Origin of the sequence: Pseudomonas sp. SK3(2021), from assembly GCF_016772375.1 — a bacterium.
GTDB classification, from domain to species: Bacteria; Pseudomonadota; Gammaproteobacteria; order Pseudomonadales; family Pseudomonadaceae; genus Aquipseudomonas; species Aquipseudomonas chlororaphis_I.
Map to the genome: position 1 here is coordinate 1408246 of NZ_CP061943.1, position 13364 is coordinate 1421609.

Below are 13364 nucleotides of genomic sequence, written 5' to 3' on the forward strand. Positions count from 1 at the left end.
GAAGCCGCTGGGTGCGGGTAGCACGCGGGTGCTGCGGGGCTTGGGTAAGCGGATCGATTATAGGAAGGCCCCTAACGATCAAACAAGCGCGACTTGCCGCCCCGTAGCCGCTGCCGAGCCCACGAGGCTGCGATCGACCGCAACGCGGCCGCCGGCAGGGGCAATGCAATCCGACTGAAGTACCGCGCCGCCTGGTTTACGACGGCTATGCCGCCGATCGCAGCCTCGCGGGCTCGGCAGCGGCTACAGGGCCACGATTACAGCGTGGGAGTGGTGACGGGCTTGGTGTGCCAGATCAGCACGCGGCTGACCCGGTTGTCCTCGGTTTCGAGGATTTCCAGGCGGTAGCGGCCGATCTTCAGGCAGACGGCGCTGTCGGGAATGGTCTCCAGTGCTTCGGTGACTAGGCCGTTGAGGGTTTTCGGACCGTCGCAGGGCAGGTGCCAGCCCAGGCTTTTGTTCAGCTCGCGAATCGACGCGGCGCCTTCGATGACAAAGCGTCCGTCGGCCTGGGGGTGGATATGCGGGTTGTCGAGGCTGTGTTCGCTTTCGAATTCGCCGACGATTTCTTCGAGGATGTCTTCCAGGGTGACGATGCCCAGCACTTCGCCGTACTCGTCCACTACCATGCCCAGGCGGCGCTGCTGCTTGTGGAAGTTCAGCAATTGCAGTTGCAGCGGGGTGCTTTCCGGCACGAAGTAAGGTTCGTGGCAGGCCGCCAGCAAGGCCTCTTTGGTCAGGCTGGCATTCGGCAGCAGGTGGCGGATCTGGCGGGTGTTGAGGACGGCCTCGACCTGGTTGATATCGCTGTGGAACACCGGCAGGCGGGTGCGCTTGGACAGGCGCAACTGCTCGATGATGTCGCCGATGGGCTCGTCCAGGTTGATCCCGTCGACTTCGCTGCGCGGGACCAGGATGTCATTGACGGTGATGTTGTCCAGGGCGTGGATGCCCGACACCGGGTGCGGACGGCCGTTGGCATGTTCCTCGGCGCTGTCCGGGTCGGCGGCCTGCTCGTCTTCGCTCTGCTTGACGGTGCCGGCCTTGCGGGTGAAGGGGCGCAGCAACAGCTGGCTGATGCTGTCGAGCAGCCAGGCCGCGGGGTAGATGATCTTCAGTGGCACGCCCAGCAGGGTATTGCCCAGGCTGAGGATCGCGTCCGGATAACGGGTGGCCAGGGTGCGCGGGAGGTAGTCGGCGAGTACCAGCAATACGCTGGTGGCGATCAGGCAGGCCAGCCACGGGCCGTTTTCCGCCCACTGCAGGAGCGCCAGCAAGGTACTGATGATGACTACCAGCACCCGGCACAGGGTGTTGCAGAGAATCAGGCTGTCACGCGGGAAGCTCAGGCGCGCCAGCGGTTTGTCGCCGGAGCGCGAAGCGGTGCGCAGGGTCAGCAGGTGCTGCTGGGCGGCTTCGATGGCGGTGAACAGCCCCGACCACAGTACCAGCAAGGCCAGGACCACGAGCATCGGCTCTATGGGCAGGTTGTCCATTATCGCCGCTCGTCAGATATGCAGGATGTATTCACGGACCAGCTTGCTGCCGAAGTACGCCAGCATCAGCAGGCAGAAGCCGGCCAGGGTCCAGCGAATCGCCTTGTGTCCGCGCCAGCCGAGGCGGTTGCGGCCCCACAGCAGCACGCTGAATACCACCCAGGCCAGGCAGGCCAGCAGGGTCTTGTGCACCAGGTGCTGGGCGAACAGGTTCTCGACGAACAGCCAGCCGGAGATCAGCGACAGCGAAAGCAGGGTCCAGCCGGCCCAGAGGAAGCCAAATAGCAGGCTTTCCATAGTCTGCAGCGGCGGAAAGTTCTTGATCAGCCCGGACGGGTGCTTGTGCTTGAGCTGGTGGTCCTGCACCAGCAGCAACAGGGCCTGGAACACGGCGATGGTGAACATGCCGTAGGCGAGGATCGATAGCAGGATATGGGCGAGGATGCCCGGTTCTTCGTCGATCACCGGCACCGTGCCGGTGGGTACGAACTGCGCCAGCAGCACGGTCAGCGCCCCCAGAGGAAACAGCAGGACCAGCAGGTTCTCCACCGGAATGCGCGAGCAGGCCAGCAGGGTCAGGGCAATCACCGCGGCGGCGATCAGGCTGGCGGCGCTGAAGAAGTCCAGGCCCAGGCCCACGGGCGTCATCAGGTGGGTCAGGAGGCTGGCGCTGTGGGCGAGCAAGGCAAGGATGCCGAGCGAGACCAGCAGGCGCTTGTTCGTCTTGGCGGCTTGAGCCAGACGAGTGCCTTGATAGAGGGTCGCAGCGGCATAGAGGCAGGCGGCGGCGAGGGTGGTTAGCAAGCTGGGTGACAAGGGGAGCATAAATCCTGTTAGGCAAGCCCGAAAGTCGTTGAGTTTGGCATAGAACCGCCATCACACGAAAGACCGCGCAACCAGACGGCGGCTGTGCGTCGCGCGCAGTCTTCGCTATAATCCGCGACCTGCCCACGGAGCACCTCTTTATCAAGGGGCCCGAGCCGCCATTACCTCGGTCTACTTAGGGCCTGAAAGGATCGCGCATGTTTGAAAACCTAACCGACCGTCTCTCGCAGACGCTGCGCCATGTCACCGGCAAGGCCAAGCTGACCGAGGACAACATCAAAGACACCCTGCGCGAAGTGCGCATGGCGTTGCTCGAAGCCGACGTCGCCCTGCCGGTGGTCAAGGACTTCGTCAACTCGGTGAAGGAACGTGCCGTCGGCACTGAAGTGTCGCGCAGCCTGACCCCGGGCCAGGCGTTCGTGAAGATCGTCCAGGCCGAGCTCGAAAGCCTGATGGGCGCGGCCAACGAAGATTTGAACCTGAGCGCCGTGCCGCCTGCCGTCGTGCTGATGGCCGGTTTGCAGGGTGCCGGTAAGACCACCACTGCCGGTAAGCTCGCGCGCTTCCTTAAAGAGCGCAAGAAGAAGAGCGTGATGGTGGTATCCGCCGACGTTTACCGTCCGGCGGCGATCAAGCAGCTCGAAACCCTGGCCAATGACATTGGCGTGACCTTCTTCCCGTCCGACCTGAGCCAGAAGCCGGTCGCGATCGCCGAAGCGGCTATTAAAGAAGCCAAGCTCAAATTCATCGACGTGGTCATCGTCGACACCGCCGGTCGTCTGCACATCGACGCCGACATGATGGATGAGATCCAGGCGTTGCACGCGGCGGTCAAGCCGGTGGAAACCCTGTTCGTGGTCGACGCCATGACCGGCCAGGACGCCGCCAACACGGCCAAGGCCTTTGGCGACGCACTGCCGCTGACCGGTGTGATCCTGACCAAGGTCGACGGCGATGCCCGTGGCGGTGCCGCGCTGTCGGTGCGTGCGATCACCGGCAAGCCGATCAAGTTCATCGGTATGGGCGAGAAGAGCGAAGCGCTCGAGCCGTTCCACCCTGAGCGTATCGCTTCGCGCATCCTCGGCATGGGCGACGTGCTCAGCCTGATCGAGCAGGCCGAGCAGACCCTCGACAAGGAAAAAGCCGACAAGCTGGCCAAGAAGCTGAAAAAAGGCAAAGGCTTCGACCTCGAAGACTTCCGCGATCAGCTGCAACAGATGAAGAACATGGGCGGCCTCGGCGGCCTGATGGACAAGCTGCCGAATATCGGTGGCGTGAACCTGGCGCAAATGGGCAATGCCCAGGGCGCGGCCGAGAAGCAGTTCAAGCAGATGGAAGCCATCATCAACTCCATGACCCCGGCCGAGCGCCGCGACCCTGAGCTGATCAGCGGTTCGCGCAAGCGCCGGATCGCCATGGGCTCCGGCACCCAGGTGCAGGACATCGGTCGCTTGATCAAGCAGCACAAGCAGATGCAGAAGATGATGAAGAAATTCTCCGCCAAGGGCGGAATGGCGAAAATGATGCGCGGCATGGGCGGAATGTTGCCCGGCGGCGGCATGCCGAAGATCTGAAGAATCCACGCCGGCAGCCATGCCGGCGTTTCCCGCGGGGACGCGGGACCTCCAGCAAACCCGCGCTTGGCGGGAGCTGACTCGCCGTTGTTGCCAACGGCCCTATGGCAAATCTGGATGGCAGCCGGTAGGCGCCGGAAAAAGTCATTTGCAAAAGTCCGGATATTCCTTAGAATATGCGGCCTTTCGGGCACCCATGCCCGCTGTGCATTTAGATTTGCAGCACCGACTACAGGAACGATGTTCACATGCTAACAATCCGTCTTGCCCTTGGCGGCTCCAAAAAGCGCCCGTTTTACCACTTGACCGTGACCGACAGCCGCAACCCACGCGACGGTTCGCACAAAGAACAAGTTGGCTTCTTCAACCCGATCGCTCGTGGTCAAGAAGTCCGCCTGTCCGTGAACCAAGAGCGCGTAGCCTACTGGCTGAGCGTTGGTGCACAACCGTCTGAGCGCGTTGCTCAGCTGTTGAAGGAATCGGCTAAGGCTGCAGCCTGAACCCTATGAACGCGACGCCTGCTCCTGCTGATGATTTGATCGTTATCGGCAAAATCTACTCTGTTCACGGCGTTCGCGGCGAAGTGAAGGTTTATTCCTTTACTGATCCGATTAAAAACCTGTTGGATTACAAAACCTGGACGCTCAAGCGCGAAGGTAGCGTGAAACAGGTTGAGCTGGTCAGCGGACGCGGGAATGAAAAATTCCTGGTCGCAAAGCTCAAGGGTCTCGATGATCGTGAAGAAGCGCGTCTTCTGGCCGGTTATGAGATCTGCGTGCCGCGCAATCTGTTCCCTGAACTGACCGACGGCGAGTACTACTGGTACCAGCTGCAAGGTCTCAAGGTCATCGACACTCACGGACAGCTGTTCGGGAAGATCGATCACCTGCTGGAGACCGGCTCGAACGATGTAATGGTGGTCAAGCCTTGCGCTGGCAGCCTGGATGATCGCGAACGCCTGTTGCCCTATACCGAGCAATGCGTGTTGGCCGTCGACCTGGCAGCGGGCGAGATGAAGGTGGATTGGGACGCGGACTTCTGAACGTGGCTAGCCTGCGCGTAGAAGTGATCAGTTTGTTTCCCGAGATGTTTTCCGCCATCAGCGACTACGGCATAACCAGCCGCGCGGTGAAACAGGGGCTCTTGCAGCTGACTTGTTGGAATCCGCGAGACTACACCACGGATCGACATCACACTGTGGACGATCGCCCATTTGGCGGTGGCCCGGGCATGGTGATGAAGATCAAGCCCCTGGAAGATGCTCTGGTTCAGGCCAGGCAGGCAGCCGGGGAGGGCGCGAAGGTGATCTACCTGTCGCCCCAAGGCCGCAAACTGACTCAGTCGGCGGTACGCGAGTTGGCGAATGAGGATGCATTGATCCTGATTGCCGGTCGTTATGAAGGCATTGACGAGCGTTTTATTGAAGCTCATGTCGATGAAGAGTGGTCGATTGGCGACTATGTACTCTCCGGTGGCGAGCTGCCGGCGATGGTCCTGATTGATGCGGTTACGCGACTGCTGCCCGGAGCTTTAGGGCATGCGGATTCCGCGGAGGAAGATTCCTTCACGGATGGTCTGCTGGATTGCCCGCACTACACCCGACCGGAGGTGTATGCGGATCAGCGTGTTCCCGACGTGTTGCTGAGTGGCAACCACGCACACATCCGGCGTTGGCGTTTACAGCAGTCCCTTGGTCGGACCTATGAACGACGCGCCGATCTTCTGGAAAGCCGCTCGCTTTCTGGAGAAGAGAAGAAGCTGCTCGAGGAATACATCCGCGAGCGGGACGATAGTTAACAACGTATCGATGGTAGATCCGACGATTTACCTTAGGAGCACAGCATGACCAACAAAATCATTCTTGCACTCGAAGCAGAGCAGATGACCAAAGAGATCCCAGCCTTTGCCCCGGGCGACACCATTGTCGTTCAGGTGAAAGTGAAGGAAGGCGATCGTTCCCGTCTGCAAGCGTTCGAAGGCGTTGTAATCGCCAAGCGTAACCGTGGCGTGAACAGTGCATTCACCGTTCGTAAAATCTCCAACGGTGTTGGCGTAGAGCGTACTTTCCAGACCTACAGTCCGCAAATCGACAGCATGGCTGTCAAGCGTCGCGGTGACGTACGTAAAGCCAAGCTGTACTACCTGCGCGACCTGTCGGGTAAAGCAGCTCGCATCAAGGAAAAACTGGCTTAAGTCCAGCTTCCGATGCAGAAAAAAGCAGCCTACGGGCTGCTTTTTTGTTGTCCGTCATTTATCCCCGAAGTGTGTTTCAGGCAGTAGAACCATGAGCCCCCGCGAGCAAGAAATCCAACGCCGGACCGAGCTGTCGGTCACCCGCGTGACCAAGGCGGTATTCCCGTCGACCACCAACCACCACAACACCCTGTTCGGCGGCACGGCGCTGGCCTGGATGGACGAAGTATCGTTCATCGCCGCGACCCGCTTCTGCCGGCTGCCGCTGGTCACCGTGTCCACCGACCGTATCGACTTCAATCACCCGATTGCCGCGGGCTCCATCGTCGAGTTGGTGGGACGGGTGGTGAAGGTCGGCAATACCAGTCTCAAGGTCGAGGTTGAAGTCTTCGTCGAGAGCATGAGTTGCGATGGGCGGGAGAAGGCTATCCACGGGCTGTTCAGCTTTGTCGCCATCGATGACGACAAGCGCCCGGTGCCGGTGCTGCCGGGGTTTGTCGACTGATAGTGGGTGGATCAAGGCAAGCTCGCAGCGACAGGCGCGAGCTTGTCCGCGATGCGCTTCAACCCGCCGTCGTATCCTTCTGAATCAGCGCCACCAGGGTCCAGCCCGCAGCGGGCTTGAGGGCGCTGCCCGGCGTCACCACATGCACCCAGCCGCTGTTGTCGCGAGCGAACAGCAGGGTTGCCCGTTCGCCATGCAGCGCCTGGTAATCCTCCCAGCCAAAGCCCTCGGTCAGGTTGGTGCTGTACAGCTGCGCACCCTGTCCCAGCAGGCTGGCTAGCTTGCTGTAGGACAGCGCCTCGCTGCCCAGCAGATGCCCACGGTGTTCATGGCTGGCCCGATGCTTGTCGGTGCGCCGGCTTTCCTGGCTGTTGGCCAGGCCGAACAGGCGCTGATGGCCGAAGTCGTGGCGAAAGCGCATGGAGGCCAGGGTATTCAGTTCGCCGGAGGGCGACAGCGCCAGCAGATGGCCGAGCCCGACCAGATCCAGGTGGGCATCGGCATGCTGCGACGCCGGGTTGCCGAAGTAGGTCGGCAGGCCGTCCATGCGCGCGGCACGTATGTTTTCCCAGCTCGAATCGGTCAGCAGTACGCGGCTGCCCAGTTGCTGCAAGGCTTTGCCGATGGTCCGCGCCGGAGCGTTCGCCCCGACGATCAGGAAGCCGCTCGGCGCCGGCTCCGCGACCTTCAGCAGGCGGGCCAGCGGCCGTGCGGTGGCGCTTTGCAGCACCACGGTGCCGATGATCACGGCAAAGGTCAGCGGCACCAGCAGCAACGCGCCTTCATGGCCGGCCTGGTCCAGGCGAATGGCGAAGATTGCCGAGACGGCCGCGGCGACTATGCCCCGCGGCGCGATCCAGGCCAGCAAGGCTCGCTCGCGCCAGTTCAGGTTCGAGCCGGCGGTGGACAGCAGCACGTTCAAGGGCCGGGCGATGAACTGGATCACCAGCAGCAGAATCAGCACCAGCGGCCCCAGGGCGATCAGGGCATTGAGGTCCAGGCGCGCCGCCAACAGGATGAACAACCCGGAAATCAGCAGCACGCTGAGGTTTTCCTTGAAGTGCAGGATGTGCCGGACGTCGACGTCCTTCATATTGGCCATCCACATGCCCATCAGGGTCACGGCCAGCAGGCCGGACTCATGCATCACCTGGTTGGCGCCGATGAAAATGCCCAGCACCGCCGCCAGCGTGGCCAGGTTGTGCAGGTATTCCGGTAGCCACTGGCGCCGCATGATGGTCCCCAGCACCCAGCCGCCGACGATGCCGAACAGGCTGCCACAGAGAATCACCCCGCCGAAGGTCATCAGGCTGTGCTGCAGGCCCTGGCCCTCGGCGCTGGCGATGATGAAGCTGTAGACCACCACTGCCAGCAGGGCGCCGATCGGGTCGATGACGATGCCTTCCCAGCGCAGGATGTTGGCGATCGATGCCTTGGGCCGAACCACCCGCAGCATGGGCACGATCACGGTGGGCCCAGTGACCAGGGTCAGGGTGCCGAACAGCAGCGCCAGCAGCCAGTCGAAGCCTAGCAGCCAGTGCGTGGCCAGGGTGATCACCGCCCAGGTCGAGAGCGCGCCAATGGTCACCAGCCGGTGCACCACCTTGCCGATTTCGCGCCACTCCGAGAGGTGCAGGGTCAGGCTGCCTTCAAACAGGATCAAGGCCACCGCCAGCGATACCAGTGGCATCAGCAGCGGTCCGAACAACGCTTGTGGGTCGAGCCAGCCCAGGACCGGGCCGGCGAGAATGCCACTCAACAGCAGGAACAGAATGGCCGGCAGTTTCAGGCGCCAGGCCAGCCATTGGCAGCCCACTGCCGCCACGCCTATACCGCCAAAGGCCAACAGAATCTGTTGTTCGTTCATTGAAGCTCCCTGTTCCTTGAAATAGCGGGCTATGAAAGACTAGCGACCCTCTGCACAGTTCACTATTTATTTGCGCCCGGCCCCTATGCCGCGCCTTTCGAGTATTTATGCCCGCCATCGACCATCCCCTGATAGACCGTTTCCTCGATGCGCTATGGCTGGAAAAGGGCCTTTCGGACAACACCCGCGAGGCTTATCGCAGCGACCTGGCGTTGTTCAACGGCTGGCTGCAGGAAAAGGGACTGGAGCTGGTGAATGCCGGCCGCGAGCTGATTCTCGATCACCTCGCCTGGCGGGTGGAGCAAGCCTACAAGCCGCGCTCGACCGCGCGTTTTCTCTCCGGGGTGCGTGGCTTCTATCGTTACCTGCTGCGGGAAAAGCTGATCGCCGTGGACCCCACGCTGCAAGTCGACATGCCGCAGCTGGGGCGGCCCTTGCCCAAGTCCCTGTCGGAGGCCGATGTCGAAGCCCTGCTGGCCGCTCCCGACCTGAGCGAGGCCATCGGCCAGCGTGACCGCGCCATGCTCGAAGTCCTGTATGCCTGCGGCCTGCGAGTCACCGAGCTGATCAGCCTGACCCTGGAGCAGGTCAACTTGCGCCAAGGCGTGCTGCGGGTGATGGGCAAGGGCAGCAAGGAACGCCTGGTGCCGATGGGCGAGGAGGCGATTGTCTGGGTCGAGCGCTACATGCGCGATGCCCGGGGCGAGCTGCTCGGCGGGCGGCCCAGCGACGTGCTGTTCCCCAGCCAGCGCGGCGAGCAGATGACCCGGCAGACCTTCTGGCACCGGATCAAGCATCAGGCCAAGGTCGCCGGGATCGGCAAGTCGCTGTCGCCCCATACCCTGCGGCACGCCTTCGCCACCCATCTGCTCAACCACGGCGCCGACCTGCGGGTGGTGCAGATGCTGCTTGGCCACAGCGACTTGTCGACCACCCAGATCTACACCCATGTCGCCCGGGCCCGTTTGCAGGACCTGCATGCCAAGCACCATCCCCGCGGTTGAACCTGTAGCCGCAGGCTCGAGAGCGGCTACAGGAGCGGCTGCGCTGATCGGCAAATGACCGGCTTGGCTCAGCGGGAGCCCGCCAGGCGGGCCTTATGTGATAGGCTTTGCCGGTTTGCAAAGTGGGCCGTTATGACCCGGTGTTCCAGTACGGGCGTTCTGACCGTCCCATTTGTCCGCCTTCAGGAGTTCCCAATGCGCGTGACCCAGATGATCGCCGCCGCAGCCATTGCGTTGGCCAGTACCTTTGTTATGGCCGATGACGCCGCCGAAAAAGCGATTCGTAAAAGCCTCCAGGGCCTGCAGCTCGAAGTCCCGGTGGAAAGCATCAGCGCCAGCCCGCTGCCCGGTCTCTATGAAGTCAAGCTCAAAGGCAGCCGCGTGCTATACGCCAGCGCCGACGGCCAGTTCGTGATGCAGGGCTACCTGTTCCAGCTCAAGGACGGCAAGCCGGTCAACCTGACCGAGAAAGCCGAGCGCCTGGGCGTGGCCAAGCTGATCAATGCCATTCCGGTCGCTGAAACCGTGGTCTACCCGGCCATCGGCGAAACCAAGACCCACATCACGGTCTTCACCGACACCACCTGCCCGTACTGCCACAAGCTGCATGCCGAAGTGCCTGAGCTGAACAAGATGGGCGTGGAAGTGCGTTACGTTGCCTTCCCGCGCCAGGGCCTGGGTTCGCCGGGTGACGAGCAGTTGCAGGCGGTCTGGTGCTCGGCCGACAAGAAGGCGGCCATGGACAAGATGGTCGATGGCAAGGAAATCAAGGCCGCCAAGTGCGCTAACCCGGTTTCCAAGCAATTCGCCCTGGGCCAGTCGATCGGTGTGAACGGTACGCCGGCCATCGTTTTGGCCGACGGCCAAGTGATTCCGGGCTACCAGCCTGCGCCACAAGTCGCCAAACTGGCGCTGGGCGCGAAATAATCCTGCGTCGTCGAGCCTTTGACGATCATGGCGCAGCGGTTGTGGCCGACGCGTCATTAATAGAGAGCCGTGTGGTTTGCGGCTGTTTTCCACGGCCGACCTAGTGTCGGCCGTTTCATGGGGAGTTCAGAGTGAATCCGGTCAAAGTGGGCATCTGTGGGCTGGGTACCGTCGGTGGCGGTACCTTCAATGTACTTCAGCGTAACGCCGAGGAAATTGCTCGTCGTGCCGGGCGTGGAATCGAAGTGGCACAAATTGCCATGCGCACGCCAAAGCCTCAGTTCCAAACGACCGGTATTGCGATTACCAACGATGTGTTCGAAGTGGCCACGAACCCTGAGATCGACATCGTCATAGAGCTGATGGGCGGCTATACCGTTGCCCGCGAGCTGGTACTCAAGGCCATCGAGCATGGTAAACATGTGGTCACCGCCAACAAGGCGCTTATCGCCGTACACGGTAACGAAATTTTCGCCAAGGCCCGTGAGAAGGGCGTGATCGTGGCGTTCGAAGCCGCCGTGGCGGGTGGTATTCCAGTCATCAAGGCGATCCGCGAAGGCCTGTCGGCCAACCGCATCAACTGGGTGGCCGGGATCATCAACGGCACTGGCAACTTCATCCTCACCGAAATGCGCGAGAAGGGTCGCACCTTCGAAGACGTGCTGGTCGAGGCCCAGGCCCTGGGTTACGCCGAAGCCGATCCGACCTTCGACGTCGAAGGCATCGACGCGGCGCACAAGCTGACCATCCTGGCGTCCATCGCCTTTGGTATCCCGCTGCAGTTCGACAAGGCCTACACCGAAGGCATCACCAGGCTGACCACTGCCGACGTGAACTACGCCGAGGCCCTGGGGTATCGCATCAAGCACTTGGGCGTGGCCCGCCGCACCGATGCCGGCATCGAGCTGCGCGTGCACCCGACGCTGATCCCGGCCGATCGCCTGATCGCCAACGTCAATGGCGTGTTCAACGCGGTGATGGTCAACGGCGACGCCGTCGGCTCCACCCTGTACTACGGTGCCGGCGCCGGCATGGAGCCGACCGCTTCGTCGGTGATCGCCGACCTGGTGGACGTGGTTCGCGCCATGACCAGCGACCCGGAAAACCGCGTGCCGCACCTGGCCTTCCAGCCGGACTCGCTGTCGGCGCACCCGATCCTGCCGATCGAGGCCTGCGAAAGTGCCTACTATCTGCGGATCCAGGCCAAGGATCATCCGGGCGTACTGGCCCAGGTGGCAAGCATCCTGTCCGAGCGCGGCATCAACATCGAGTCGATCATGCAGAAAGAGGTCGAAGAACACGACGGCCTGGTGCCGATGATCCTGCTGACCCACCGTGTGGTGGAGCAGCGCATCAACGATGCGATCACCGCGCTGGAAGCCCTGCAGGGCGTGGTCGGCCCAGTGGTCCGCATCCGTGTCGAACATTTGAATTAATAGAAGCAGCCACAGGCTGCAAGCCTCGAGCGGCCAGTCAGAAGCCGATCCGCTTTGACTTGACGCTTGAAACTTGCAGCTTGCGGCCCAAACCGAAGGTTTGCCCCTATGCGCTATATCAGTACTCGCGGCCAGGCACCGGCCCTGAATTTCGAAGATGTGCTGCTGGCCGGCCTGGCCAGCGATGGCGGTCTCTATGTGCCGGAGAACCTGCCACGTTTCACCCAGGAGGAAATCGCTTCCTGGGCCGGCCTGCCGTACCACGAGCTGGCGTTCCGGGTGATGCGCCCGTTCGTCACCGGCAGCATTCCGGATGCCGACTTCAAGAAAATCCTCGAAGAAACCTACGGCGCTTTCTCCCACAACGCCATAGCCCCCCTGCGCCAGCTGAACGGCAACGAGTGGGTCCTGGAGCTGTTCCACGGCCCGACCCTGGCATTCAAGGACTTCGCCCTGCAACTGCTGGGTCGTCTGCTGGACTACGTGCTGGAGAAGCGCGGCGAGCGTGTGGTGATCATCGGTGCCACTTCCGGCGATACCGGTTCGGCCGCCATCGAAGGCTGCAAGCGCTGCGACAACGTCGATATCTTCATCCTGCACCCGCACAACCGTGTGTCCGAAGTGCAGCGTCGGCAGATGACTACCATCTTCGGCGAGAACATCCACAACATCGCCATCGAAGGCAACTTCGACGACTGCCAGGAAATGGTCAAGGCCAGCTTCGCCGACCAGGGCTTCCTCAAGGGCACTCGCCTGGTGGCGGTGAACTCGATCAACTGGGCGCGGATCATGGCCCAGATCGTCTACTACTTCCACGCGGCCCTGCAGCTGGGCGGCCCGGCGCGTTCGGTGGCGTTCTCGGTACCGACCGGCAACTTCGGCGATATCTTCGCCGGTTACCTGGCCCGCAACATGGGGCTGCCGATCAACCAGTTGATCGTCGCCACCAACCGCAACGACATCCTGCACCGCTTCATGAGCGGCAACCAGTACGTCAAGGAAACCCTGCACGCCACCCTGTCGCCGTCGATGGACATCATGGTCTCGTCGAACTTCGAGCGCCTGCTGTTCGACCTGCACGGTCGCAACGGTGCCGCGCTGGCTCAGTTGATGGATTCCTTCAAGCAAGGTGGCGGTTTCAGCGTCGAGCAGGAGCGCTGGACCGAAGCCCGCAAGCTGTTCGACTCCCTGGCCGTGGACGATGCCCAGACCTGCGAGACCATCGCCGAAGTCTTCGCCCAGACCGGCGAGGTGCTCGACCCGCACACCGCGATTGGCGTGAAGGCTGCCCGTGAATGCCGTCGCAGCCTGGACATCCCGATGGTGGTGCTGGGCACCGCGCACCCGGTGAAATTCCCGGAAGCGGTGGAGCAGGCCGGGATCGGCAAGGCCCTGGAATTGCCGGCGCACCTGTCCGACCTGTTCCAGCGCGAAGAGCGTTGCACCGTCCTGGCCAACGACCTGAAGGCCGTCCAGGCCTTCGTCAGCCAGCATGGCAATCGCGGCAAACCGCTCTGATCGAGTGACATCGATCGTC

Annotated in this window: 13 protein-coding genes; 10 read left to right on the plus strand and 3 right to left on the minus strand. The window is 62.1% G+C overall.

The window, feature by feature from the left end; genetic code table 11:
• Window positions 1–257 precede the first annotated feature (257 nt).
• Window positions 258–1496 carry a transporter associated domain-containing protein gene (locus tag IF690_RS06280; protein ID WP_202699291.1) on the minus strand — a complete coding sequence of 413 codons (1239 nt, stop codon included), beginning with the start codon at window positions 1494–1496 and terminating at the stop codon, window positions 258–260.
• A gap of 12 nt (window positions 1497–1508) precedes the next feature.
• Window positions 1509–2321 (minus strand): cytochrome C assembly family protein, encoded by an 813-nt coding sequence (locus IF690_RS06285; RefSeq protein WP_007927682.1) that lies wholly within the window; start codon window positions 2319–2321, stop codon window positions 1509–1511.
• A 197-nt stretch (window positions 2322–2518) separates the two neighbouring features.
• Between IF690_RS06285 and ffh the strand changes: the two genes are divergently transcribed.
• From ffh to IF690_RS06315, 6 genes are all read left to right on the plus strand, one after another.
• Window positions 2519–3895 carry a signal recognition particle protein gene (ffh, locus tag IF690_RS06290; protein WP_007927681.1) on the plus strand — a complete coding sequence of 459 codons (1377 nt, stop codon included), beginning with the start codon at window positions 2519–2521 and terminating at the stop codon, window positions 3893–3895.
• A gap of 248 nt (window positions 3896–4143) precedes the next feature.
• The gene (rpsP, locus tag IF690_RS06295; RefSeq protein WP_007927680.1) at window positions 4144–4395 is read left to right on the plus strand and encodes a 30S ribosomal protein S16; all 252 of its coding nucleotides are present in this window, start codon (window positions 4144–4146) and stop codon (window positions 4393–4395) included.
• A 5-nt stretch (window positions 4396–4400) separates the two neighbouring features.
• Entirely contained in the window at window positions 4401–4937 is a 537-nt protein-coding gene (gene rimM, locus IF690_RS06300) for a ribosome maturation factor RimM (protein ID WP_007927679.1), read from the plus strand.
• A gap of 2 nt (window positions 4938–4939) precedes the next feature.
• Window positions 4940–5692 (plus strand): tRNA (guanosine(37)-N1)-methyltransferase TrmD, encoded by a 753-nt coding sequence (gene trmD / locus IF690_RS06305; RefSeq protein WP_007927678.1) that lies wholly within the window; start codon window positions 4940–4942, stop codon window positions 5690–5692.
• Between the two features lie 45 nt (window positions 5693–5737).
• On the plus strand, window positions 5738–6088 hold the full coding sequence (rplS, locus tag IF690_RS06310; RefSeq protein WP_009047143.1) for a 50S ribosomal protein L19: 351 nt from the start codon (window positions 5738–5740) through the stop codon (window positions 6086–6088).
• A gap of 91 nt (window positions 6089–6179) precedes the next feature.
• Window positions 6180–6593 carry an acyl-CoA thioesterase gene (locus IF690_RS06315; RefSeq protein ID WP_007927676.1) on the plus strand — a complete coding sequence of 138 codons (414 nt, stop codon included), beginning with the start codon at window positions 6180–6182 and terminating at the stop codon, window positions 6591–6593.
• A 58-nt stretch (window positions 6594–6651) separates the two neighbouring features.
• Here IF690_RS06315 and IF690_RS06320 read toward each other — a convergent pair whose 3' ends face one another.
• The gene (locus tag IF690_RS06320) at window positions 6652–8460 is read right to left on the minus strand and encodes a cation:proton antiporter (protein ID WP_202699292.1); all 1809 of its coding nucleotides are present in this window, start codon (window positions 8458–8460) and stop codon (window positions 6652–6654) included.
• 107 nt (window positions 8461–8567) lie between these two features.
• Here IF690_RS06320 and xerD point away from each other — a divergent pair, with 107 nt between their 5' ends.
• The 4 genes from xerD to thrC all read left to right on the plus strand — a co-directional run bounded on the left by xerD (window position 8568) and on the right by thrC (window position 13345).
• Window positions 8568–9464 carry a site-specific tyrosine recombinase XerD gene (xerD, locus tag IF690_RS06325; RefSeq protein WP_009042324.1) on the plus strand — a complete coding sequence of 299 codons (897 nt, stop codon included), beginning with the start codon at window positions 8568–8570 and terminating at the stop codon, window positions 9462–9464.
• A 195-nt stretch (window positions 9465–9659) separates the two neighbouring features.
• A complete protein-coding gene (locus IF690_RS06330) occupies window positions 9660–10391 on the plus strand; it encodes a thioredoxin fold domain-containing protein (RefSeq protein WP_202699293.1) in 732 nt (243 codons plus the stop codon).
• A gap of 131 nt (window positions 10392–10522) precedes the next feature.
• The gene (locus IF690_RS06335) at window positions 10523–11827 is read left to right on the plus strand and encodes a homoserine dehydrogenase (RefSeq protein WP_124349644.1); all 1305 of its coding nucleotides are present in this window, start codon (window positions 10523–10525) and stop codon (window positions 11825–11827) included.
• Between the two features lie 108 nt (window positions 11828–11935).
• Complete coding sequence (thrC, locus tag IF690_RS06340; protein WP_202699294.1) at window positions 11936–13345, plus strand: threonine synthase; 1410 nt, start codon at window positions 11936–11938, stop codon at window positions 13343–13345.
• Window positions 13346–13364 lie beyond the last annotated feature (19 nt).